At 61.3% G+C, this 22,438-nt stretch carries 21 protein-coding genes; 5 read left to right on the forward strand and 16 right to left on the reverse strand.

Going from position 1 to position 22,438, the window contains the following annotated elements; all coding sequences use genetic code 11:
* Nucleotides 1-41 precede the first annotated feature (41 nt).
* On the forward strand, nt 42-578 hold the full coding sequence (locus tag ACYZUC_RS11540; protein ID WP_461995795.1) for a TetR/AcrR family transcriptional regulator: 537 nt from the start codon (nt 42-44) through the stop codon (nt 576-578).
* Nucleotides 579-817: 239 nt separating this feature from the next.
* Complete coding sequence (locus ACYZUC_RS11545) at nt 818-4,288, forward strand: hybrid sensor histidine kinase/response regulator (protein ID WP_461995797.1); 3,471 nt, start codon at nt 818-820, stop codon at nt 4,286-4,288.
* A 115-nt stretch (nt 4,289-4,403) separates the two neighbouring features.
* On the opposite strand, the gene ACYZUC_RS11550 is transcribed toward ACYZUC_RS11545, so the two are convergent.
* Nucleotides 4,404-5,768: a DNA recombination protein RmuC gene (locus ACYZUC_RS11550; RefSeq protein WP_177318191.1), complete on the reverse strand. Its 1,365-nt coding sequence runs from the start codon at nt 5,766-5,768 to the stop codon at nt 4,404-4,406.
* A 175-nt stretch (nt 5,769-5,943) separates the two neighbouring features.
* Complete coding sequence (locus ACYZUC_RS11555) at nt 5,944-6,264, reverse strand: sel1 repeat family protein (protein ID WP_461995799.1); 321 nt, start codon at nt 6,262-6,264, stop codon at nt 5,944-5,946.
* 997 nt (nt 6,265-7,261) lie between these two features.
* On the opposite strand from ACYZUC_RS11555, the gene ACYZUC_RS11560 reads away from it, so the two are divergent.
* The 3 genes from ACYZUC_RS11560 (at nt 7,262) to ACYZUC_RS11570 (ending at nt 10,776) form a co-directional block, all read left to right on the forward strand.
* Complete coding sequence (locus ACYZUC_RS11560; RefSeq protein ID WP_008031832.1) at nt 7,262-7,486, forward strand: hypothetical protein; 225 nt, start codon at nt 7,262-7,264, stop codon at nt 7,484-7,486.
* A 1,380-nt stretch (nt 7,487-8,866) separates the two neighbouring features.
* Nucleotides 8,867-9,349, forward strand: a complete 483-nt coding sequence (locus ACYZUC_RS11565; protein ID WP_008033583.1) for a hypothetical protein — start codon at nt 8,867-8,869, stop codon at nt 9,347-9,349.
* A 146-nt stretch (nt 9,350-9,495) separates the two neighbouring features.
* The gene (locus ACYZUC_RS11570; protein ID WP_461995801.1) at nt 9,496-10,776 is read left to right on the forward strand and encodes an OmpP1/FadL family transporter; all 1,281 of its coding nucleotides are present in this window, start codon (nt 9,496-9,498) and stop codon (nt 10,774-10,776) included.
* 90 nt (nt 10,777-10,866) lie between these two features.
* On the opposite strand, the gene ACYZUC_RS11575 is transcribed toward ACYZUC_RS11570, so the two are convergent.
* From ACYZUC_RS11575 to cobO, 14 genes are all read right to left on the reverse strand, one after another.
* Complete coding sequence (locus tag ACYZUC_RS11575; RefSeq protein WP_461995803.1) at nt 10,867-11,418, reverse strand: glutathione peroxidase; 552 nt, start codon at nt 11,416-11,418, stop codon at nt 10,867-10,869.
* A gap of 55 nt (nt 11,419-11,473) precedes the next feature.
* The gene (locus ACYZUC_RS11580; protein ID WP_008033574.1) at nt 11,474-11,596 is read right to left on the reverse strand and encodes a hypothetical protein; all 123 of its coding nucleotides are present in this window, start codon (nt 11,594-11,596) and stop codon (nt 11,474-11,476) included.
* Entirely contained in the window at nt 11,593-12,801 is a 1,209-nt protein-coding gene (locus tag ACYZUC_RS11585; protein ID WP_461995805.1) for an MFS transporter, read from the reverse strand. Before ACYZUC_RS11585 ends, ACYZUC_RS11580 begins: the two co-directional genes overlap by 4 nt.
* Before the next feature lie 52 nt (nt 12,802-12,853).
* Complete coding sequence (locus ACYZUC_RS11590; RefSeq protein WP_461995807.1) at nt 12,854-13,258, reverse strand: MarR family winged helix-turn-helix transcriptional regulator; 405 nt, start codon at nt 13,256-13,258, stop codon at nt 12,854-12,856.
* A 168-nt stretch (nt 13,259-13,426) separates the two neighbouring features.
* Nucleotides 13,427-14,161 carry an adenosylcobinamide-GDP ribazoletransferase gene (locus ACYZUC_RS11595; protein WP_461995809.1) on the reverse strand — a complete coding sequence of 245 codons (735 nt, stop codon included), beginning with the start codon at nt 14,159-14,161 and terminating at the stop codon, nt 13,427-13,429.
* A 2-nt stretch (nt 14,162-14,163) separates the two neighbouring features.
* Nucleotides 14,164-14,739, reverse strand: coding sequence for an alpha-ribazole phosphatase family protein (gene cobC / locus ACYZUC_RS11600; protein ID WP_461995811.1), 576 nt, complete (start codon nt 14,737-14,739; stop codon nt 14,164-14,166).
* Nucleotides 14,736-15,791 carry a nicotinate-nucleotide--dimethylbenzimidazole phosphoribosyltransferase gene (gene cobT / locus ACYZUC_RS11605; protein WP_461995812.1) on the reverse strand — a complete coding sequence of 352 codons (1,056 nt, stop codon included), beginning with the start codon at nt 15,789-15,791 and terminating at the stop codon, nt 14,736-14,738. Before cobT ends, cobC begins: the two co-directional genes overlap by 4 nt.
* Entirely contained in the window at nt 15,788-16,309 is a 522-nt protein-coding gene (gene cobU / locus ACYZUC_RS11610) for a bifunctional adenosylcobinamide kinase/adenosylcobinamide-phosphate guanylyltransferase (protein ID WP_461995814.1), read from the reverse strand. Before cobU ends, cobT begins: the two co-directional genes overlap by 4 nt.
* 128 nt (nt 16,310-16,437) lie before the next feature.
* Nucleotides 16,438-17,889, reverse strand: coding sequence for a cobyric acid synthase (locus tag ACYZUC_RS11615; protein WP_461995816.1), 1,452 nt, complete (start codon nt 17,887-17,889; stop codon nt 16,438-16,440).
* Complete coding sequence (gene cobD, locus ACYZUC_RS11620) at nt 17,886-18,878, reverse strand: threonine-phosphate decarboxylase CobD (RefSeq protein ID WP_461995818.1); 993 nt, start codon at nt 18,876-18,878, stop codon at nt 17,886-17,888. Before cobD ends, ACYZUC_RS11615 begins: the two co-directional genes overlap by 4 nt.
* The gene (gene cbiB, locus ACYZUC_RS11625; RefSeq protein ID WP_461995820.1) at nt 18,871-19,779 is read right to left on the reverse strand and encodes an adenosylcobinamide-phosphate synthase CbiB; all 909 of its coding nucleotides are present in this window, start codon (nt 19,777-19,779) and stop codon (nt 18,871-18,873) included. Before cbiB ends, cobD begins: the two co-directional genes overlap by 8 nt.
* A complete protein-coding gene (bluB, locus tag ACYZUC_RS11630) occupies nt 19,776-20,426 on the reverse strand; it encodes a 5,6-dimethylbenzimidazole synthase (RefSeq protein ID WP_461995822.1) in 651 nt (216 codons plus the stop codon). The genes cbiB and bluB overlap by 4 nt, the downstream gene beginning before the upstream one ends.
* The gene (locus tag ACYZUC_RS11635; protein WP_461995824.1) at nt 20,423-21,823 is read right to left on the reverse strand and encodes a cobyrinate a,c-diamide synthase; all 1,401 of its coding nucleotides are present in this window, start codon (nt 21,821-21,823) and stop codon (nt 20,423-20,425) included. Before ACYZUC_RS11635 ends, bluB begins: the two co-directional genes overlap by 4 nt.
* Nucleotides 21,820-22,431: a cob(I)yrinic acid a,c-diamide adenosyltransferase gene (cobO, locus tag ACYZUC_RS11640; RefSeq protein WP_008033559.1), complete on the reverse strand. Its 612-nt coding sequence runs from the start codon at nt 22,429-22,431 to the stop codon at nt 21,820-21,822. The genes ACYZUC_RS11635 and cobO overlap by 4 nt, the downstream gene beginning before the upstream one ends.
* Between the last annotated feature and the right edge of the window lie 7 nt (nt 22,432-22,438).

Genomic DNA, 22,438 nt, shown 5'->3' on the forward strand with positions numbered 1-22,438 from the left:
CCTGCGCAACAGCAGCCCCGGCGCGACGCAGGAAATAAGTGATGACAGGTCCAAGTTTACGCCCCGGCGGCCGCAGTGCCCGGGTGCAAGAGTCGATTCATTCGGCGGTCCGCGCGCTCCTCGAAGAGCAGGACCGCTCCACCGTGACCGTCCCGCAAATCGCGGCTCGCGCGGGGGTTACGCCGTCGACCATCTATCGGCGCTGGGGCGATCTGTCGGCGTTGCTGGCGGATGTCGCCCTGGCGCGCATGCAACCCGACAGCGAGCCCGCCAACACCGGCAGCCTGCGCGGGGATGTGCAGGCCTGGGCCGAGCAGTATCTGGACGAGATGAGCTCCGAACCTGGCCGCAACATGCTGCGCGATGTGCAATCGAGCCCGACGCCGGGTCTTTGTGTGACGATCATTGGCGGGCAGTTGCAGATGATTCTGGATCGTTATCCGGATGAGCCGAAACCGGGTGTTGATCGGCTGATCAATCTGATGGCGGCGCCTACGGTGTTTCGCATTCTGTTTTCACCGGCGCCTTTGGAGGTTGAGGAGTTGCATCGGTTGATCGAGATTGCGTTCAGTCAGTGATTACGCCTTCGCGAGCAAGCCCGCTCCCACATTCGACCGCATTCCTATGGGAGAACCCGGTCGAATGTGGGAGCGGGCTTGCTCGCGAAGAGGCCCGAAAAAACACCCTGGATACATCTGACACACCGCCTGCGACACCCCGCCACTCCACGACCTTGGTCGACACTGACTAACGCAGACGGTCGTGCGAGACTGTCTGTCCGGGCTGTCGTCCCGGGTGTCTTTTGTCTGGAGTTTCCATGTCGCTGTCCAGCGGGCTGATCGCCGCCGTCGCCCTGGCCTATATGGCCATCATGTTCGCCATCGCCTTCTACGGTGACCGTCGCAGTGCGCCGCTGCCGCCACGGGTGCGCGCCTGGGTGTACAGCCTGTCGCTGGCGGTCTATTGCACCAGTTGGACGTTCTTCGGCGCCGTCGGCCAGGCCGCCGAACAACTCTGGTCGTTCCTGCCGATCTACCTCGGGCCGATCCTGTTGCTGGTCTGCGCGCCGTGGGTCCTGCAAAAAATGGTGATGATCAGCAAGCAGGAGAACATCACCTCCATTGCCGACTTCATCGCCGCCCGATACGGCAAATCCCAGTCACTGGCGATTGTCGTGGCGTTGATCTGCCTGGTCGGAGTGCTGCCCTACATTGCGCTGCAACTCAAAGGCATCGTGCTCGGGGTGAACCTGTTGATCGGTGCCGGTGCCGACGCCATGGGCACCCGCGCCCAGGACACGGCGCTGATTGTGTCGCTGGTGCTGGCGCTGTTTACCATCGTCTTCGGTACGCGCAACCTCGACGCCACCGAACACCACCGCGGCATGGTGCTGGCGATTGCGTTCGAGTCCCTGGTCAAGCTGTTCGCGTTTCTGGCGGTGGGTGCGTTCGTGACCTACGGCCTGTACGACGGATTCGACGACCTGTTCGACCAGGCCATGCTCGCGCCGCGCCTCGAAGAGTACTGGAAGGAAACCATCAACTGGCCATCGATGGTGGTGCAGACCGGTGTGGCGATGATGGCGATCATCTGTCTGCCCCGGCAGTTCCACGTGACCGTGGTGGAAAACATCGACCCGCAGGATTTGCGCCTGGCCAAGTGGGTGTTCCCGGCGTACCTGGCGTTGGCGGCATTGTTTGTCGTGCCGATCGCGTTGGCCGGCCAGATGCTGCTGCCAAGTTCAGTGTTGCCGGATTCCTTTGTCATCAGCCTGCCACTGGCCCAGGCCCATCCCGCACTGGCGATGCTGGCCTTTATCGGTGGCGCTTCGGCAGCGACCGGCATGGTGATTGTTGCCAGCGTGGCGCTGTCGACCATGGTCTCCAATGACATGCTGTTGCCGTGGCTGCTGCGTCGCAACAACGCCGAGCGGCCGTTCGAAGTGTTCCGCCAGTGGATGCTCTCGGTGCGCCGCGTCAGCATCGTGGTGATTTTGCTGCTGGCGTACGTCAGCTATCGACTGCTGGGCTCGACCGCGAGCCTGGCGACCATCGGCCAGATCGCCTTCGCCGCCGTGACCCAACTGGCCCCGGCCATGCTTGGCGCGCTGTACTGGAAACAGGCCAACCGCCGTGGCGTGTTCGCCGGCCTCGCCGCCGGTACGTTCCTGTGGTTTTACACGCTGATTCTGCCGATTGCCGCGCACAGCCTCGGCGTGTCGTTGAGCACGTTCCCTGGGCTGGCGTGGTTGCACAGCAATCCGCTGAACCTGCCGCTCACCCCGCTGACCCAAGGCGTGGTGTTGTCGCTGGCGGCCAACTTCACACTGTTCGCCTGGGTGTCGGTGCTGTCACGCACAAGGGTTTCGGAGCACTGGCAGGCCGGCCGTTTCATCGGCCAGGAAATCAGTGCCCGCCCCAGCGCGCGTTCAATGCTGGCGGTGCAAATCGAAGATCTGCTGCAACTCGCGGCGCGGTTTGTCGGTGAAGAACGTGCCCGTCAGAGTTTTATCCGTTTCGCCTATCGCCAGGGCAAAGGCTTCAACCCGAACCAGAACGCCGACAGCGAGTGGATCGCCCATACCGAACGTTTGCTGGCCGGTGTACTGGGTGCTTCTTCGACGCGGGCGGTGGTAAAAGCCGCCATCGAAGGGCGGGAAATGCAACTCGAGGATGTCGTGCGCATCGCCGACGAAGCCTCGGAAGTGCTGCAATTCAACCGCGCCTTGTTGCAAGGCGCGATCGAGAACATCACCCAGGGCATCAGCGTGGTCGACCAGTCGCTGCGGCTGGTGGCATGGAACCGGCGTTATCTGGAACTGTTCAATTACCCGGATGGCTTGATCAGCGTCGGTCGGCCGATTGCCGACATCATTCGCTACAACGCCGAGCGTGGTCTGTGCGGGCCGGGTGAAGCTGAAGTGCACGTCGCACGCCGTTTGCACTGGATGCGTCAGGGCCGTGCCCACACGTCTGAAAGACTTTTCCCCAATGGCCGTGTGATTGAGCTGATCGGCAACCCGATGCCGGGCGGCGGTTTCGTCATGAGCTTCACCGACATCACCGCGTTCCGCGAGGCCGAGCAGGCGCTGACCGAAGCCAACGAAGGCCTGGAGCGACGGGTCACCGAGCGCACCCACGAGTTGTCGCAACTCAACGTGGCCCTGACCGAAGCCAAGGGCACCGCCGAGTCGGCCAACCAGTCGAAAACCCGCTTCCTCGCGGCGGTCAGCCACGACCTGATGCAACCGCTGAACGCCGCCCGATTGTTTTCTGCTGCCCTGTCCCATCAGGACGATGGCTTGTCCAGCGAAGCGCAGAAACTGGTTCATCACCTGGATTCGTCACTGCGCTCGGCCGAAGACCTGATCAGCGATTTGCTGGACATTTCCCGCCTGGAAAACGGCAAGATCAACCCGGACCCGAAACCGTTCGTGCTCAATGAGCTGTTCGACATTCTTGGCGCGGAATTCAAGGCGCTGGCCCGGGACCAGGGGCTCAAATTCCGCGTTCGCGGCAGCACGCTGCGGGTCGACAGTGACATCAAACTGTTACGACGGATCTTGCAGAACTTCCTGACCAACGCCTTTCGCTACGCCAAGGGGCCAGTACTTTTAGGGGTTCGCCGGCACAAGGGTGAACTGTGCCTGGAGGTCTGGGACCGTGGTCCGGGGATCCCGGAAGACAAACTGAAAGTGATTTTCGAAGAATTCAAACGCCTCGACAGCCACCAGACCCGTGCCGAGAAAGGCCTGGGTCTGGGCCTGGCGATTGCTGACGGGCTGTGTCGCGTTCTGGGCCACACCTTGCAGGTGCGTTCCTGGCCGGGGCGCGGCAGCGTGTTCAGTGTCAGCGTGCCGTTGGCTCAGGCGCAACTTGCGGCGCCGGCCAACGTCACCGAGCTCAACGGCAAACTCCTGAGCGGCGCGCAGGTGCTGTGCATCGACAACGAGGACAGCATCCTTATAGGCATGAACAGTTTGCTGACCCGCTGGGGTTGTCAGGTCTGGACAGCGCGCAATCGCGACGAATGCGCGGCGTTGCTCAGCGATGGCGTACGTCCACAATTGGCGCTGGTGGATTATCACCTGGACGACGGCGAGACCGGGACCGAGTTGATGGCGTGGCTGCGCACCCGTTTGGGCGAGCCGGTGCCCGGTGTGGTGATCAGCGCCGATGGACACCCCGAGACAGTGGCGCAGGTGCATGCGGCGGGGCTGGATTACCTGGCCAAACCGGTGAAGCCGGCGGCGTTGCGGGCGTTGTTGAGTCGGCATTTGCCGTTGTAGATCGGTAGATTTTTAGTGATGTGGTGTTTCAAAGGACGCCATCGCCGGCAGGCCGGCTCCTACAGTTGAGAACGCGGTTTACTGTAGGAGCTGGCTTGCCGGCGAAGCTTTGAGATTACTCGGGCAATTCGACCAGGCCATCGACATCCGTCATCGCCCGCTCCAGCAGGTCCGCCGGCAGACTTTTACTGGCCCGCGCACCGAGCAACTTGAGCTGCTCGCTGCGGCTGACCAAGTTGCCACGGCCTTCCGTCAGTTTGTTGCGCGCCGAGCTGTAGGCCTTGTCCAGTTGCTGCAAGCGATTGCCGACTTCATCCAGGTCCTGAATGAACAACACGAACTTGTCGTACAGCCACCCTGCCCGCTCAGCGATTTCCCGGGCGTTCTGACTCTGCCGTTCCTGCTTCCACAGGCTGTCGATGACACGCAGGGTGGCCAGCAACGTGGTCGGGCTGACGATCACGATGTTGCGGTCAAATGCCTCCTGAAACAGCGTTGGCTCCGCCTGTAACGCCGCGGAAAACGCCGCTTCGATGGGCACGAACAGCAAGACGAAATCCAGGCTGTGCAAGCCGTCGAGCCGTTTGTAATCCTTGCCGGCAAGACCTTTGACGTGGTTGCGCAGCGACAGCACGTGCTGCTTGATGGCGATCTGGCCGATGGCATCGTCTTCGGCTGCCACGTATTGCTGATAGGCCGTCAGGCTGACCTTGGAGTCGACTACCACCTGCTTGTCGCCCGGCAGATAAATGATCACATCCGGCTGGAACCGCTCGCCGTCCGGGCCCTTGAGATTGACCTGGGTCTGGTACTCGCGGCCCTTCTCCAGACCGGCGTGCTCAAGCACCCGTTCGAGAATCAGCTCGCCCCAGTTACCTTGGGTCTTCTGCCCTTTCAAGGCGCGGGTCAGGTTGGTGGCTTCGTCGCTCAGGCGCAGGTTCAGCTGTTGCAGACGCTCCAGCTCCTTGGCCAGCGAAAAGCGTTCGCGCGCCTCGGCCTGATAGCTTTCCTCGACGCGTTTTTCAAACGACTGGATGCGCTCTTTCAACGGATCGAGCAACTGCCCCAAACGCTGCTGACTGGTTTCGGCGAAGCGCTGCTCGCGCTCGTCGAAGATCTTGCCGGCCAGCTCGGCGAACTGGGCACGCAGCTCGTCCCGCGAGCCTTGCAGGTCACTGAGGCGCTGCTGATGGCTTTCCTGTTGCTCACGCAGCTCGGCATTCAGCGAGGCGGCTTGAGCGTCCAGGCGACGCAACTCAACGTCTTTGCCGGCGCGCTCAATGTTCCAGGCATGAGCGGCGTCACGGGCGTCATCACGTTCGATCTGCAGCAGTTCGACTTCACGGCGCAAGGCGGCGAGGTCTGCCTGCTTGGCGGCGTTGGCCTGCCCCAGGTCAGCGATTTCGTCGCGAGCAGCTTCGAGCTGGGCATTCAACCCATCCTGTGCCAGGTTGGCCATGGCCAGACGCTCTTCCAGCAGTGCAACCTCTGACTGCGTGGTGCTCGCACGGCGCTGAAGTTGCCAGGCCAATACCAGCAACGGCAGTGCAGCACCTGCCAGACCGAGCAATATGCTGGTCAAGTCCATCGCCATAGCCAATCCTGCCCGTTCGATAAAGCTTGAAGGTTAACCAAGGTGTCAGGTCTTGGACAGCTCAGTCTTCGATCAGACCGAGTTCCTGCTGAGCGCGCCGATCCCCGGCCCGCGCGGCTTGACGCAAGAGGTCCTGGCCGATACGGCGGTCTCGGGCATTCCCGCATTCGCGGCACATCAACTGACCGAGGCGACTCTGCGCGGCCACCACGCCTTCACGCGCCGGCTGCTTGAGCAAACGCCCGGCGAAATGTTTGACGTTGTGGTTTTCGCCCAGGCGCGGGCTGTCCAGCAGCCATTCGGCCACACGCATCGAAAAGCGCTTGGGTGGGGTAACACTGGGTGTCGAGGTTGCGGAAACTGGTACTGAGCGAAACTTCATAAAGCACTGTGGGGCAGATCGGAAGGCGCGCCACTCTACTCTTTTTTTCTTACAGGTAAAGCCTAAAAAAACCCGGCACGCCCGTCCTAGAGCAAGCGCTCGGGACAATCCACAGAAGCTGTGGATAACTCAGTGGACAACCGCCCTTGAACTCTCGCAAAGCCCTGTGGAATGGGGCTCGCAGTCAAACTGACGATTTTTTCACCAGTAAAAAAAACCGATGTTTTTCATTGACTTAAATTTTGGTTACAGGCACCCACTACGCTTGAAGGGCAGATGACAGTGGGGTGACAGTCCGCGCAACTTATGTGCACAAGTACCTTCGAGGCAGTTATATCCATGCGCTTTTTCGGCGCATTTTCTCACCTGGCTTGGGGATAAACCCTGGCGAACCCATGATCCAGACCGGTTTCGAACCGACGAACGTTGACGACCGATGGTCGGAATCTGTGCCATTGCGGGGCGAAACGGTCGCTCTCTGGCCGTTGGTGAGCGCCAGTCCGCACACGAATGACGGCATCCGGGAGATGTTTTTGACTAACACACTTCCTTTCTGCAATTCAATCCGTTAGTATCCGCGGCGTTAGTACCAAGCTGAAAGTCAATTCTGGTCGAACAAATCCTCCCGGTCAGCCTTCCCAAAGGAAGCCTCAACCGAACAAGCGGGATCGACCACCTCGATGGTTTCCAGGTAAACCTTGCGCCAACACAGCCTTTGAATCGAAAGCAAAGGGTGTTGCGAAGCTCACTTACTCTGACCGAACCAGCCTGCAAATTGATCAGGATCTTCACCCCGGGCCCAGAACCTTTGCCCTTGATGTGTTGCCTGCCCTCCTAAGTACCTACCTGCCAGCCCAAGCGCGCCAACTTAATCAGCGCTTCAAACTGGCTGCTTTGTTCCAGTCGGGTTCTTCGTTCGACCAATGGTGGTCGTCGTCACTGGAACGTTTTAATTTTGCACGGTTCTTATCCGTGTCGCTTGTAGGAACACCCATTAATGACTACTCAAATCCACACCCAGGATGCCATTCGCACCCTAACCAACGCTTTTGCACCAATGAACTGCCTGATCATGGCCGCTCGCAAAGGCTGCTTCAGTTTCACTCTGGTCAACGAACACGGCATCGCTCGTCACAGCGAACGCCTGTACCCCGATCAATACTCCAGCGCCGAGCCGCTGCAGGCCGTGATCGAGCGTACCCGTCAGGCACTGGTTGCCTGAGACGCCAGAAACGCTGAAAACCTCAAAAGCCTCGCCTTGAAAAGCGGGGCTTTTTATTGCCTGTCGTTTGTGTGCGGGCTTTGGCTGGGTTTTCGTGGTGGGTACATATCCGTTTCATGGGTAACGGCGGCTATTGGTTTCGCCCTTACGGCGAGTCACTTGGAAGAGCCCCAAGTAACCAAGGGCTCTTGCCCCTTTCGTTCGGTGGCTCGCTAATGCTCGCCATGCCCTCGCTCCGGTCCTGCTCCGTGGGCCCGCCGCCATCGGCCATCCATGGCCGGGGGCGGCTAACCCGGCATCCTTGCCGGGTTGCCCACTGCGCAGAACCTCCACTCGGCCTCTCGAGGGGGCGTATACCTCAAAAGCCAGATCAAAAGCGGAAGGCGAGCTAACGCTCGGCCTGATGAGTGGTGAGAAGCGAAAGCAAACGCGATTCCCTGTAGGAGCCGGCTTGCTGGCGATAGCGGTGGGTCAGTCGACGCATTTATCGCCTGAAAGGACGCCATCGCCAGCAAGCCGGCTCCTACGGGGTAATGCGTATGTGTTCGGAATGTACACGATCAACTGTAGGAGCCGGCTTGCCGGCGATGGCGGTGGGTCAGTCGACGCATTTATCGCCTGAAAGGACGCCATCGCCAGCAAGCTGGCTCCTACAGGGGAAATGCAGATGTGTCTGGATAAATACGATCAACTGTAGGAGCCGGCTTGCCGGCGATGGCGGTGGGTCAGTCGACGCATATATCGCCTGAACGGACGCCATCGTCGGAACGCCGCCCGCAGCAAGCCGGCTCCTACAAGGGATCGGCGTGCGCTTTTGATTTTCACCACTCATCAGGCCGAGCGTTAGCTCGCCTTCAGCTTTTGATCTGAGCGCCCCCTCGAGAGGCCGAGCGCAGGTTCTGCGCAGTGGGCAACCCGGCATGGATGCCGGGTTAGCCGCCCCCGGCCAGGGATGGCCGATGGCGGCGGGCCCACGGAGCAGGACCGGAGCGAGGGCATGCCGAGCCACAGCGAGGCACCGAACGAAAGGGGCAAAAGCGCTTGGTTACTTGGCGCTTCTCCAAGTGACTCGCTGTAAAAGCGAAACCAATAGCCGCCGTTACCGAAGAAACGGATATGTACCCAAACGAAAGCCCCCCCTAAAAAACGAGTCTTTTTATTGCCCGATATTTCTCTTTTCGCATCCGCCGCTTAAGCACTAACCGATATAACGGTTATAACTGTCTGCCGGAAATATTTTAAAAACAGACCTTTACAGCGCGAATATGACACTACACTTCAACTCAAGCGGCTTGAACCGCTTACGGCGAGCCTGAGTCGATCCACCCGCTGCCAACGCTAAGTTCAGGACTCGCCGACCACTTCCTGTTCGAGGGTTTTATGGGTATCGCTGCCAGCGAACTGTGCCGTTATGTGATCCGTCCGACACTGATCTACCTGGGACGCCATAGCGCGACCGCCGAATCCCTGCTGCTGGGCATCGCCGCCAGTCAGTCAGCCCTTGGTTCCGCCCTGCATGACCGCCGTGGACACGGCTTGTACCGAATCGCCGAGCCCCGCCACCAGGCACTCTGGGACCACTACCTGGCACTTGATCCGGAACGCGCGAGCCTGGTGCGCGGACTGGCCAGCCAGCATGCGTTCCTCAGTGGCCCACACCTCGAATTGACCGTTAACCTGCGATACGCCACAGCCATCGCCTGGCTGCTGGTCGAAGAACAGAACACCCCCCTCCCCGAAGCAGACGACTTGCTGGGAATGGCCCGAATCTGGCGCCAGACCTTCCAGCCTCAAGGACGCCTGAGAGACTTCACCTACGCCTGGCAAACCTGTGTATCACCATTGAATCAAGTCGCCTGCTGAACCCCTCGCTTAACAAGATCGCCCAACAGGTCGCGATTTTGGTCGGATTGTCCTACAAAACCGCTCTAAATCAAGCCATACAGCCTATAGCGCTGGGACGAAAATGTTGGTAATTTTCGCCCCGGTGATCACCAGGAGTTCTAATAATGAAAAAAGTAATGCTCAAAACCACCCTTAGCCTCGCCGTTGCCTTGGCATCCACCCAAATCTTCGCAAGTGGTTTTGCCCTCAACGAACAAAGCATCAGCGGGATGGGGACGGGTTTTGCCGGGCGATCTTCTGCTGCCGACGACGCATCCACCGTTTTTGGCAACCCTGCCGGCATGTCTCGCCTCAAGCGCGAACAAGTAACCGGTGGTGTTGCATTTATCGACGCGCACGCTGACATCAGCGATGCAAGCTCCCGTCCGAATGGTGGTACCAACAAAGGTGACATGGTCCCTTTCATGGGCGTGCCCATGGGTTACTACGTAAAGCCAATCGATGACCAGTGGGCTGTCGGTTTCGGCGTCTACGCGCCATTCGGCCTGGTGACCGACTACGAGAACGGCTTCGCCGGCAAATACTTCGGCAGCAAGAGCGAAGTCAAAATCGTCACCCTGCAGCCAACTGTCAGCTACGCCTTCAACGACAAGGTGTCGATCGGTTTCGGTCCGACCATCAACCGCATCGACGGCAAGCTGGAATCGAACCTGTCGCTGAACCCGCAGGCAGCGGACGGTACCGTCAAGATCAAGGGTGACGACACCGCTATCGGCTACAACATCGGTATCATGGTTCAAGCCCTCGAAAGCACTCGCCTCGGCCTGACCTATCACTCGAAAGTGAAGTACAAGCTCGAAGGTGACACCAAGGTCGACTACGGCTTGCTCGCGGCGCTGGGCCAGAACCCGAACCAGAAGTTCGACGCTTCGCTGGATATCACCACGCCTGAGTCCGTGGACTTCTCGGTCACTCATCAGCTGGACGACAAGTGGACCCTCTACGCAGGTAGCACCTGGACTCGCTGGAGCCGTCTGCAAGAAATCACCGTCGAGAACGAAGGCGTTCCTGCCGCCCTGGCCGCGCGCGGCCTTCGCACAATCACTGAAGAGCAGAACTGGCACGACACCTGGGCTCACGCCATCGGTGCTTCCTATCAGTTGAACAAGCAGTGGGTGCTGCGTACCGGTCTGTCCGTCGACCAGGCGCCGACCAACAACGAAAACCGTTCCCCGCGCATTCCGACTGGCGATCGCAAGATCTTCAGCCTGGGCGCTGGCTGGAGCCCGACCGACGACCTGACCATCGACGTAGCGTATTCGTACCTGCGCGAAGAGTCGGTCAAGGTCAACAACAGCAACGGTGCCCCTCGCAACCAAAGCTACAGCGCCAAGTATGAAAACTGGGCGAACGGTTTCGGCCTCGGTGCGACCTACCGCTTCTGATGTGATTCACGGCGAGCCTGAACCCCTCGCCGCCTGAATCAAAAAAGCCCCGCACTCTTTACAGAGGCGGGGCTTTTTAGTGGGCGTCGATCAGGGTTGTGAAGCGAGGGCTTTTTCCACGGCGGCGATGAATTCGGGATCATCAGGCGTGGTGAGACTAGAGAAGTTGGCGATCACCTTGCCTTTGCGATCGATCACATACTTGTAGAAATTCCACTTCGGCGCATCGCTTTGGGCGGCAAGTACCTGGAACAGATGAATCGCATCATCACCGCGAACCTTCTGCGGCTCGGTCATGGTGAAGGTCACGCCGTAATTCACGTAGCAAACCTTGGCAGTTTCCGCACCATCCTTGGATTCCTGCTTGAAGTCATTGGAAGGCACACCGATCACCTCCAGCCCCTGCCCCTTGTAACGCTGATTCAGCGCTTCCAGGCTTTTGAACTGCGGGGCGAAACCGCAAAAGCTCGCGGTGTTGACCACCACCAGCGGTTTGCCGGCGAAGCGCTGGCACAGGTCAATCGTTTCCTTGGCCCGCAGCTTGGGCAACGAGCCTTGCAAAAGCTCCGGGCACTCGGCCGCTTGAGCCAGCCCGGTAAACGCCACCAGTAACGCGGGAACGGCAAGCCAGCGCATCAGCATGTCCATGCATCCTTGAAAAGTCGTCTGCAATGAACTTACTCGCCCTCACATCGTGCTAGCAAGCGCCCATGCCCAATTGCATCAACGCCAGCCCGCCCTGATGCCAGCCCCACCACGCCAGGGCCAGCAGCAACAGGCCGCCCGCTGCCACGGCGATTCGTGGCCAGAGGCTGTTCATATCGCACTCATTCGGGTTTGCAGGCGCGCCACTGGCTGCTCACGCACAGGCCAATTCAAGGCAGCTGCCAACAGGCTCAAGAGAATCGCTACTTGCCAGATCAAGTCATAGCTCCCGGTTCGGTCATACACCACCCCGCCCAACCAGCCACCCAGGAACGATCCGAGCTGGTGGAACAGGAAAACGATTCCCCCGAGCATGGACAGATTTCTTACGCCGAACAAGGTCGCCACAGTGCCGTTGGTCAACGGCACCGTCGACAGCCACAGGAAGCCCATGGCCATGCCAAACAGATACGCCGTGGTCGTCGTCACCGGCGCCCACAGAAACAGGACAATCACCACGGCCCGAAGCACATACAGACCGGTGAGCAAGCGCGGCTTTGACATCCGCCCGCCGAGCCAGCCCGCCGTGTAAGTACCGAAGATGTTGAACAACCCGATCAGCGCCAGCACCGTCGTCCCGGTCGTGGCGGGCAAATGCTGATCCACCAGATACGCCGGCAAGTGCACACCGATGAACACGACCTGGAAACCGCAGACAAAAAAGCCGAACGACAGCAGCCAGAACCCCGAATGGGAACAGGCTTCGCGCAAGGCTTCGGAGAGGGTCTGCTCGTGACCGAGAACCGGCAACGGCTTGTCCTTGAGCATGCTCACCAGTGGCACGATCAGCGCCACCAGCAGGCCCAGCGCCAGCAATGCCGCCGACCAGCCGAGCCAACCGATCAAACCCAGCGTACCCGGTACCATCGCGAACTGGCCAAAAGAGCCGGCAGCGCTGGCGATGCCCATGCCCATGCTACGTTTCTCTGGCGGTACCACGCGACCAACCACACCCAGAATCACCGAAAATGAAGTGCCCGACAGTCCAATACCGATCAATAGGCCCGCGCTCAGCGACAGAGTTACCGCCGAATCGGACAAGCCCATGAACAGCAGGCCCATTGCGTAGAGCACGCCGCCGATCAGCACCACTTTCGCCGCGCCGAAGCGGTCGGCCAGCGCGCCGGTAAAGGGTTGCGCCAGGCCCCAGATCAGGTTCTGCAAGGCGATGGCAAAGGCAAACGTCTCACGCCCCCAACCGAACTCGGCACTCATCGGCGCCAGAAACAGCCCGAAGCCATGCCGCACGCCCAGAGACAACGCAAGGATCAGCGCACTCCCCACTAAAACCCAACCGCAAGTACGCCACATCGATGTCATTCTTATTCTCCGGTAGCGGGTATATACCCGCTTAAGATCGGAAAAACTGGCGTCAGGCCAGTTCGTCCAGCAGCTTCAGCAAAGTTTCGCGTTTTTCGGCGCCCAGACGATCAACCAGTCGCTGCTGCGCCGCCTCCCAGGCCGGCAAGGCCGCTTTCAGACGTTCAGCACCGGCCTCGGTCAACCTGACGATGCGATTACGCATGTCTTCGCCCTCGACCAGCATGACCAGGCCGTCGCCTTCCAATACCCGCAGATTGCGCCCGAGGGTACTGCGGTCCAGGCCCATGGCTTCCGCCAGGGTGGAAATACTCGGTTCATTCAGACGCTGCAGATTGCACAGCAAAGAATACTGGGCAACGTTGATTCCGAAGCCGTCGAGAGCGCCGTCGTAGTGCCTGCTGACGCCACGGGCGGCGCGACGCAGGTTGATGCATAAACATTGGGAGTCGAGCATGGTGCGTGTATATACCCGCGGTTGAATGAATGCAAATTTTTGATACAAAACCCTGTAGGAGCGAGCGGTGCGGCGATCCGACTTGCCCGCGAAGAACGAAAACGCGGTTCTTCTGTTAGACCGCAGGGCATTCTTCGCGGGCAAGTCGGATCGCCGCACCGCTCGCTCCTACAGGAACAGTGCAAGACCAATCAGTAAAACCACCTCCAGCAATTCCAGCAACGCCCCCGCCGTATCGCCCGTGGTCCCGCCCAATCGCCGCACCATCACCTGCCGCAACCAGATAAACACCAGCGCTGCCAACACCAACGCCACGACACCGCCGAGCCCTGCAATCAGCAAACAAGCCAATGCACTGACCGCCAGCACCTGCTTGCCGGCCAGACGCGGCAGATGATCGGCCAGCGCCTGCCCCAAGCCACCGGCCCGCACATACGGCGTGGTCAGGAACAACCCCAGCAACGCAGCACGGCCAATCAACGGAACGATGACCAGGAAAACGCTATGCTGCTGCTCAATCAATGCCAGCAACGCCGCGAACTTCAGCAGCAACACCAATACCAGCGTGACCACCGCTATCGGACCGCTGCGCGGGTCCTTCATGATCGTCAGCGTTCGCTCGCGATCGCCAAAACCACCCAGCCATGCATCGGCGCTATCGGCCAGGCCGTCGAGGTGCAACGCACCGCTGAGCAACACCCAAACCGTCAACAGCAACGCCGCGTGCAGCAACAACGGCGTGCCCGACAACACCCAGTTCAACGCCCACAAGATCCCGCCGAACAGCAGCCCCACCAGCGGATAAAACAGCAGCGAGCGCCCCAGTTCCTGCGGAGCCGGCATGCCCGGCAGACGAATCGGCAGGCTGCTCAGAAATTGCAGGGCGATCCAGAACGGCAACATGATCAGATCGCTTCCTTGAGAATGACACCGGGCTCGACGTTCAACGAAAACAGCGAACCATGGCCCACTTCAACGTTGAGCAACTGCTCGCGCGGCAATCCCCGAGCCTGCGCCAGCAACAAACGCATGACGCCGCCATGACTGATCAGCAACACACGCTCGCCCGCGCAGGTAGCCTGCAAACGCCCGACCGCGGCCAGTACTCGCGTCGAAAAATCCTCGACCCGCTCACCCTGCGGCGGCGTAAACGAATAGGGATCAGCCCAGAACAAACCCAACGCCTCGGCATCCGTTTCCATCAGCGCCGCTGCGCTCTGCCCTTCCCAGGCACCGAAATGCAGTTCTTGCAGATCTTTTTCCAGCTGCACTGGCAAACCCAGTTGTGCACCAAGCTCTTCGGCGAACCGCGCACAGCGTTGCAATGGCGAACTGACCAGACGATCCCATGGCCCCTGCGCGACCACCGCCGCGCGCATCTGCGCCCAGCCTGTGGCGGTCAGTGCATCGTCGAGGCTGCCGCGCAAACCGCCGCCCAGTTCGGTTTCGCCGTGACGCAACAGGTCCAGGCGCAAGGTCATGCCGGACGGTCCGCCACGGCGGCTTCGGCGAAGGTCGCCATTTGCCCGTGAAGGTCACACGCCAGGCGCAGCAGCGGCACGGCCAACGCCGCGCCGCTGCCTTCGCCCAAGCGCAGACCGAGGTCCAGCAAGGGTTCGGCGTTCAGGGTTTCCAGCACATGGCGATGACCCGGCTCGGCGCCGCGATGCCCGAACAACAGCCACTCGCGGCAATGCGGATTCAAGCGCACCGCCACCAATGCGGCGACGCTGCAAATGAACCCGTCCACCAGCACCGCGACACCTTCCTGGGCACACGCCAGGTACGCGCCGACCAGTGCGGCGATTTCAAAACCGCCGAGGTTGAACAGGGTTTGCAGTGCATCGCCACGCTGAGCGCTGTGCAAGGCCAAAGCGCGTTCGATGACCTGAGCTTTATGACTGACACCCGCCGCGTTCAGGCCGGTGCCCGGCCCGGTCAAGTGCACCACCGGACAATCCAGCAAGGCACAGGCCAACGCACTGGCCGCCGTGGTGTTGCCGATGCCCATCTCGCCGCCGATGAACAACTGCGCGCCCGCCGCAATGGCGCGCTGCACGCTGTCGCGACCGGCCTGCAAGGCGCGTTCACCCTGGGCTTGAGTCATGGCCGGGCCGTCGACAAAATTCGCGGTGCCGGCACCGATGTTCAAGTGGCGCACACCCGGCAGATTCAACGACGGCGTGACCGTTCCGAGGTCGACCACTTCGAGGGAGGCGCCGAGTTGGCGCGCCAACACACTGATCGCCGCGCCACCGTTGACGAAGTTGTGCAGCATCTGCCCGGTGACCTCCTGGGGAAACGCCGACACACCTTCGGCGACCACGCCATGGTCGCCGGCAAAAATCGCGATCCACAGCTGATCCAGCTTCGGCTTGACCTGCCCCTGCAACCCCGCCAACTGCACCGCCACCGACTCCAGCCGCCCGAGGGAACCGGCCGGTTTGGTCAGTTGCTGTTGCCGGGCTTCAGCCTGCTCGACGGCTTGGGCATCGATCGGCTTGCACGGGTTCAGCCACCAGGATTGAGTCATAACGCAGTTCCTTTCAGAGTCAGGGGCAGGCCGGCGACGGTCAGGACGACTCGCTGACAGCGCTCGGCCAAAGCTTGATGCAGCCAACCGGCTTCATCGACGTAGCGGCGAGTCAATTCGCCCAGCGGCACGACACCCATTCCGGTCTCGTTGCTGACAAAAATGATTTCACCCGGCAATTGCGCCAGGCAGTCCAGCAGCGCTTCACGTTCGGCTGTCAGACGCTCGGCGTCGTCGAGCATCAGCAGATTGGTCATCCACAGGGTCAGGCAATCCACCAGCAGGCAACGCTCGGCACGGGCGGTTTCACGCAGGACGCGGGCCAGCTCAACGGGTTCTTCGATCAGCGCCCATTCGGCTGGACGACGGGCGCGGTGGTGGGCGACCCGCTCGCTCATTTCACCATCCAGCGGTTGGCTGGTGGCGATGTAGGCCACCGGGAGCTGGCTGTCTGCTGCCAGTTTTTCGGCCAGGCGACTTTTGCCGGAACGGGCGCCGCCGAGGATCAGTTGCAGCATGGTTCATTCCTTAAAATGTGCGGTGTGATGGCGGGCCTCTTCGCGGGCAAGCCTCGCTCCTACGGGTTTGTGTAGCTCCCGGTTTGGTAGGAGCGAGGCTTGCCCGCGAAGGGGCCGGAACAGCCACCTCAAATCCCGCAGAGCTGACGCAGCAATCGGGTATCCAGATGCTTCTCCACCAGATCCGCCAACCGCTCGATATCTCGCTCACGCAGCGCGTGATAATCCACTTCCTGTACATCCTGCAAACCCGCCCAGCGCAACAGCGCACTGCACGCCGCCGGCGATTCAAACAGACCATGCAGGTAGGTGCCGAAAATCTGCCCGTCGCCACTTTGCGCGCCATCGCACCGGCCATCGTCGAGCTGCACGGCGGCGTTTTCCAATGCCGGGCCGGTGGTGACGCCGGCATGAATTTCGTAGCCGCTGACCGGCGCATCTTCCAGCGCCAGACGCCCGCGCACATTGCGCAACTGCTTCTCTTCTTCCAGTTGCGTTTCGAACGCCAGCAAGCCCAAACCGGCGCTGGAGCCCGGCGCACCTTCAAGGCCCAACGGATCGTGCACCTGCTCGCCGAGCATTTGCAGGCCGCCGCAAATTCCCAGGACTTTTCCGCCGTAGCGCAGATGGCGGGCGATGGCAGTTTCCCAGCCGTTGGCACGCAGAAACGCAAGGTCGCTGCGCACGCTTTTCGAGCCAGGAAGAATGATCAAGTCAGCGGGCGGAATCGCCTGGCCGGGGCCGATGAATTGCAGGTCGACTTGCGGGTGCAGGCGCAGCGGATCGAAGTCGGTGTGGTTGCTGATGCGCGGTAACACCGGCACCACCACTTTGAGCACTTGATCGGCCTTGTCGGTCTGGCGTTGATCAATGCCGTCCTCGGCTTCCAGGTGCAGGTCCATCACGTACGGCAGAACGCCAATCACCGGTTTGCCGGTACGCGCTTCCAGCCAGTCGAGGCCCGGTTGCAGCAGCGCAATGTCGCCGCGAAAACGGTTGATGATGAAGCCTTTGATCCGTGCCTGCTCGCTCGGCGACAGCAGTTCGAGGGTGCCTACCAGATGCGCGAATACCCCGCCGCGATTGATGTCGGCGATCAATACAACAGGGCAATCCACTGCCTCGGCGAACCCCATGTTGGCGATGTCGCCGGCGCGCAGATTGATCTCGGCCGGAGAGCCTGCGCCTTCGACCATGACCACTGGGTACACCGCGCTCAGTCGCGCATGGGAGGCCAGCACCGCTTGCATGGCGATGGCTTTGTAGTCGTGATAGGCGACCGCGCTCATGGTCGTGACGGCGCGCCCATGGATGATCACCTGAGCGCCGGTGTCGCTGTTGGGTTTGAGCAATACCGGGTTCATGTCGGTGTGCGGTTCGAGGTTGGCGGCCTGAGCCTGCACGGCTTGCGCACGGCCGATCTCGCCACCGTCAGCGGTCACGGCGCTGTTGAGCGCCATGTTCTGCGGCTTGAACGGCACCACGCGCACGCCCTGCCGCGTGACCCAGCGACACAACGCCGTCACCAGCGTGCTTTTACCGGCGTCCGATGTAGTGCCTTGCACCATCAGCGTAGTCATCGGCTTTCCTTGGCGTAATCTGTAAACGCTTGCGCGAGACGGGTCCAGTCGGCTTCTTCGCCGGGCAGGCCGAAACGCAGACTGCTGTTGTGGGTGAACAACCGCAGCAGGATGCCGCGCCGGGCCATGAACTCATGCAGCTCTTCGGCGCACTCGGTCACCAGCCATTGAAACAACGCGCAACCGCCTTGAGGTTTGAAGCCGTGTTCTTCAAGCAACAGCGCCAGCCGTTTGCTGGCTTCTTCGGTACGCAGACGCTGCCTGGCGTGGCCTTCGGTATCCTGCAGGCAGGCTTGCCCCAACACGCGGGTCGGCCCGCTGACGGCCCAGGGTCCGACTTGTTCGGCGAGCAACTTGAGCAACTTGCGCTCCGCCAGTACGAAGCCCAAGCGCACCCCGGCCAGACCAAAAAACTTGCCGAAGGAACGCAGCACGATCAAGCCCACCATATGGGCACATGGCGCCAGACTCAGCTGCGGCGTGTTGTCCATGAAGGCTTCGTCGACCACCAGCCAGCCGCCGCGCTGCGCCAGTCTGGAATGCCAGTCGAGCAGACGGCTCGGGGTCAGGCTCAAGCCCGTCGGATTGTTCGGGTTGACCACCACCAGCACATCGAGACTGTCGAGGAAGAAGTCGACTTCCTGCTCCAGCACTTCACGCACGATGTAACCGTTGCGACGCCAGGCTTCGGCGTGCTCGGCGTAACACGGCGACAGCACGCCAACCTTGCCGACCCGCCGCAAACGCGGCAGCAACTGGATCGCCATTTGCGAACCGGCCACCGGCAGCACCTGCGCGGCGCCGTAATAATCACAGGCGGCCTGCTCCAGACCGTCATCGGTTTCCGGTAACCGCGCCCAGGCGCGCAACGGAATGTCCGGGACCGGAAACGGCCAGGGCGCGAGGCCGCTGGACAGGTCAAGCCAATCGGCTTCGGCGATGCCGTATTCGAGCGCGGCCTTGCGCAACCGTCCACCGTGTTCAAGCATAGAATTCAGCTCCCACGCAGAGAATCAGCAGCCATAACCATACCCCGCGCTGGACCAATTGCCAGCCACGGTCGATGGAGTCGGCGTCCGCCGGCACGCCTTCGCCCAGCTGCGGACGCTGATGCAATTCACCTTGATAAATCGCCGCCCCACCCAACTCGACACCCAGCGCACCGGCCCCCGCAGCCATCACCGGCCCGGCGTTCGGGCTGTCCCAGGTCGGGCCCTGGGTGCGCCAGCATTTCAGTGCAAGTCGGGTTTTGCCCAGCAGCGCGTAGGTCAATGCCACCAGCCGCGCCGGAATGTAGTTGAGCACGTCGTCGATTTTCGCCGCCGCCCAGCCAAACCGTTCGAAGCGTTCGTTGCGATAGCCCCACATCGCATCCAGCGTATTGCTCAATCGGTAGAGCACCACGCCGGGCGCACCGGCCACGGCAAACCAGAACAGCGCGGCAAACACCGCGTCGCTGCCGTTCTCCAACACCGATTCGGTAGCGGCACGGGCCACTTCGGTTTGATCCAGTTCGCTGGTCTGGCGACTGACCAGATAGCCGACGCGTGTGCGCGCCTCCTCCAGATCATCACTGCGCAGCGCCTTGGCGACCGGCTCGACGTGTTCACCGAGACTGCGCAGGCCAAGGGCGCAATAGAGCGCGAGAATCTCGACGACCCAGCCAACGTAAGGCGCCCAGGAAAACGCCGTAGCCAGCAAGGTCAGCGGCAACACCGCAATCACCCATGCCGTGACGCCGTGGCTGCGCCAGCCGCGCCCGCCACCATTGAAACGTTGCTCGATGCGGTCGGCAAAACGGCCGAACGCCACCAGCGGATGCCAGCGTTTGGGTTCACCCAGCAGCGCATCCAGCGCAACTGCGGCGACACTCAACAACGCCACACTCATTGACTCACTCCCCAATAATTTTCGTACAGCATTTCACTGAGCGGGCGCGCTTGCGCCCAGCCTTCGAGTACCAGCATCGGCGCCGGATAGAATTCCTTGACCGGGCCCAGGCAAAGAACAGCCAAAGGCTTGGCCCCGGCGGGCAAGCCCAGCAGGTCGGCCAGGGCTTGCGGCTCGAACAAAGAGACCCAGCCCATGCCGAGTCCTTCGGCACGGGACGCCAGCCACAGGTTTTGGATCGCGCAGGACAACGACGCCATGTCCATTTCCGGCAAGGTGCGACGGCCAAAGATGTGCCGCTCGCGATCGTCCATCAGCGCAGCGACCAGCACCTCGGCGCAGTCGTTGATGCCTTCGACTTTCAGCTTCATGAATTCGTCGGTGCGCTCGCCGAGGGCTTCGGCGGTGCGCATGCGTTCCTCTTCCACCAGCAACTGAATCTTGCTGCGCAGGGCCCGGTCACTGATGCGGATGAACCGCCAGGGCTGCATCAAGCCGACGCTTGGCGCATGGTGCGCGGCGTCGAGCAGACGCCGGAGCAACTCAGGCTCGACGGTGCCGCCGCTGAAGTGGCGCATGTCGCGGCGTTCGGCTATCGCGCGATAAACCGCTTCCCGTTCGGCCTGACTGAATGCGTTGTCGGTCATGGCCTCTTCGCGAGCAGGCTCGCTCCCACAGGGATTTGCATTTCTTCAGGTAATACACGGTCAACTGTAGGAGTGAGCCTGCTCGCGAAGGCGGTCTGAAGGTCAGGCGCAAACAACGCGGCAATCGCAGTCGGATTCGACGGAAAATAAAAATGCACGTAAGAAGCGGTCATCCGCCCCTCACGATAAACCGCCTCCGCCCCGCGTCCGCCATTCGGGCTCAGGCCGCGAGCAATCGGCTCCAGCTCGGTGCTGGTCAACGAATGGTGATAGGTGTGCCCGCGCAGCGAACCTTCCGGCAAGTCAACCGCCTGCAACGCCAGCGCCGCCAATCGTTTCTGCATCACTGCATCACCGGTCAGCAAACCAACCAGCTCCGCCCGCGTGCCTTCGACATCGGTCAACGAATCGAGCAAATACAACATGCCGCCACACTCGGCCAGCAACGGCTTACCCGCCGCGTGATGAGCGCGGATGGCGTTGAGCATTTGAGTATTCCGAGACAGCGCCACATGGTGCAATTCCGGGTAGCCGCCCGGCAGATAGAGACTGTCAGCCTCCGGCAATTGCGTGTCGCGGATCGGCGAGAAGAATGACAATTCGGCGCCCATGGCCCGGAGCAAATCCAGGCTCGCGCCGTAGGTGAAAGCGAACGCCTCATCACGGGCCACGGCGATTCGGACACCGGCCAGCAACGGCTCGGCGGCATTCACTTCTGGAGCGGCGAATTCCACAGGCGGCGGCAGCGTAACGTCGCAGCTGTTGGCCAGCGATTCGGCCGCAGCATCGAGGCGCAGGTCGAGGTCGTTCAGCTCGCTGGCTTGCACCAGACCAAGATGCCGGCTCGGCAGCTCGATCCCGGTTTCCCGGGACAACGCGCCGTACCAACGCAAGCCTTCCGTGAGGCTGCCTTCAAGCAATTGCGCATGGCGCAAGGTGCCCACGCGGTTTGCCAGCACGCCGGCGAACGGCAAGTCCGGCTGATACTTCGCCAGCCCCAACGCCAGCGCACCAAAGGTCTGCGCCATCGCCGTGCCGTCGATCACCCCGAGCACCGGCACACCGAAGTGCCGCGCCAGATCGGCGCTGGACGGCGTGCCGTCGAACAGGCCCATGACACCTTCGATCAGGATCAGATCCGCTTCACCGGCGGCTTCCCACAACAATCGACGACTTTCCTCCTCGCCGACCATCCACATGTCCAGTTGATACACCGGCGCACCGCTGGCACGTTCGAGAATCATCGGGTCGAGAAAGTCCGGGCCGCATTTGAACACGCGCACCTTGCGTCCCTGATTGCGATGCAAACGGGCCAGCGCGGCGGTGACGGTGGTCTTGCCCTGACCGGAGGCCGGCGCGGCAATCAAGACCGCCGGGCAATGACGTGGTTGATTCACAGCTCGACGCCTTTTTGCGCTTTGATCCCGGCCTGGAAGGCGTGCTTGATGACGCCCATTTCAGTGACGGTGTCGGCCAGTTCGATCATTTCCGGCTTGGCGCCGCGACCCGTGACGACCACGTGTTGCATCGGCGGACGCGCCTGCAAGTCGCTGAGCACCTGATCGAGGTCGAGGTAGCCGTGCTTGAGGGCGATGTTCAGTTCATCGAGCACCACCAGGCCGATCGACGGATCGCGCAACAGTTCGCGGGACACTTCCCACGCGGCTTCGGCGGCGGCGATGTCACGCTGGCGGTCCTGGGTTTCCCAGGTAAAGCCCTCGCCCATCACATGAAAACGCACCTGCTCCGGGAAGCGGCGGAAGAACAACTCTTCGCCCGTGCTGCTGCGCCCCTTGATGAACTGCACCACGCCGCACTGCATGCCGTGGCCCATCGAGCGGGCGAGCATGCCGAAGGCCGAGCTGCTTTTGCCCTTGCCGTTGCCGGTCAGCACCAGCAGCAGGCCGCATTCATTCGGGGAATTGGCGATGCGTTCGTCGATCACGGCTTTTTTGCGCAGCATGCGCGCCAGATGGCGTTCGTCACGATCGGGAGTATCAGTCATGGGGGAG

It is taken from the genome of Pseudomonas sp. GT1P32 (assembly GCF_054897805.1).

What these genes read in the sequence shown, in the direction of transcription:
- ACYZUC_RS11540 (WP_461995795.1), top strand. Translation starts at nt 42, where the DNA reads ATGACAGGTCCAAGTTTACGCCCCGGCGGCCGCAGTGCCCGGGTGCAA.
- cobD (WP_461995818.1), bottom strand. Translation starts at nt 18,878, where the DNA reads ATGCTTGAACACGGTGGACGGTTGCGCAAGGCCGCGCTCGAATACGGC.
- bluB (WP_461995822.1), bottom strand. Translation starts at nt 20,426, where the DNA reads ATGACCGACAACGCATTCAGTCAGGCCGAACGGGAAGCGGTTTATCGC.
- ACYZUC_RS11565 (WP_008033583.1), top strand. Translation starts at nt 8,867, where the DNA reads ATGGGTATCGCTGCCAGCGAACTGTGCCGTTATGTGATCCGTCCGACA.
- ACYZUC_RS11590 (WP_461995807.1), bottom strand. Translation starts at nt 13,258, where the DNA reads ATGCTCGACTCCCAATGTTTATGCATCAACCTGCGTCGCGCCGCCCGT.
- ACYZUC_RS11555 (WP_461995799.1), bottom strand. Translation starts at nt 6,264, where the DNA reads ATGAAGTTTCGCTCAGTACCAGTTTCCGCAACCTCGACACCCAGTGTT.
- cobT (WP_461995812.1), bottom strand. Translation starts at nt 15,791, where the DNA reads ATGACTCAATCCTGGTGGCTGAACCCGTGCAAGCCGATCGATGCCCAA.
- ACYZUC_RS11575 (WP_461995803.1), bottom strand. Translation starts at nt 11,418, where the DNA reads ATGCTGATGCGCTGGCTTGCCGTTCCCGCGTTACTGGTGGCGTTTACC.
- ACYZUC_RS11560 (WP_008031832.1), top strand. Translation starts at nt 7,262, where the DNA reads ATGACTACTCAAATCCACACCCAGGATGCCATTCGCACCCTAACCAAC.
- cobC (WP_461995811.1), bottom strand. Translation starts at nt 14,739, where the DNA reads ATGACCTTGCGCCTGGACCTGTTGCGTCACGGCGAAACCGAACTGGGC.
- cbiB (WP_461995820.1), bottom strand. Translation starts at nt 19,779, where the DNA reads ATGAGTGTGGCGTTGTTGAGTGTCGCCGCAGTTGCGCTGGATGCGCTG.
- ACYZUC_RS11570 (WP_461995801.1), top strand. Translation starts at nt 9,496, where the DNA reads ATGAAAAAAGTAATGCTCAAAACCACCCTTAGCCTCGCCGTTGCCTTG.
- ACYZUC_RS11615 (WP_461995816.1), bottom strand. Translation starts at nt 17,889, where the DNA reads ATGACTACGCTGATGGTGCAAGGCACTACATCGGACGCCGGTAAAAGC.
- ACYZUC_RS11595 (WP_461995809.1), bottom strand. Translation starts at nt 14,161, where the DNA reads ATGTTGCCGTTCTGGATCGCCCTGCAATTTCTGAGCAGCCTGCCGATT.
- ACYZUC_RS11585 (WP_461995805.1), bottom strand. Translation starts at nt 12,801, where the DNA reads ATGACATCGATGTGGCGTACTTGCGGTTGGGTTTTAGTGGGGAGTGCG.
- ACYZUC_RS11545 (WP_461995797.1), top strand. Translation starts at nt 818, where the DNA reads ATGTCGCTGTCCAGCGGGCTGATCGCCGCCGTCGCCCTGGCCTATATG.
- cobU (WP_461995814.1), bottom strand. Translation starts at nt 16,309, where the DNA reads ATGCTGCAACTGATCCTCGGCGGCGCCCGTTCCGGCAAAAGTCGCCTG.
- ACYZUC_RS11580 (WP_008033574.1), bottom strand. Translation starts at nt 11,596, where the DNA reads ATGAACAGCCTCTGGCCACGAATCGCCGTGGCAGCGGGCGGCCTGTTG.
- cobO (WP_008033559.1), bottom strand. Translation starts at nt 22,431, where the DNA reads ATGACTGATACTCCCGATCGTGACGAACGCCATCTGGCGCGCATGCTG.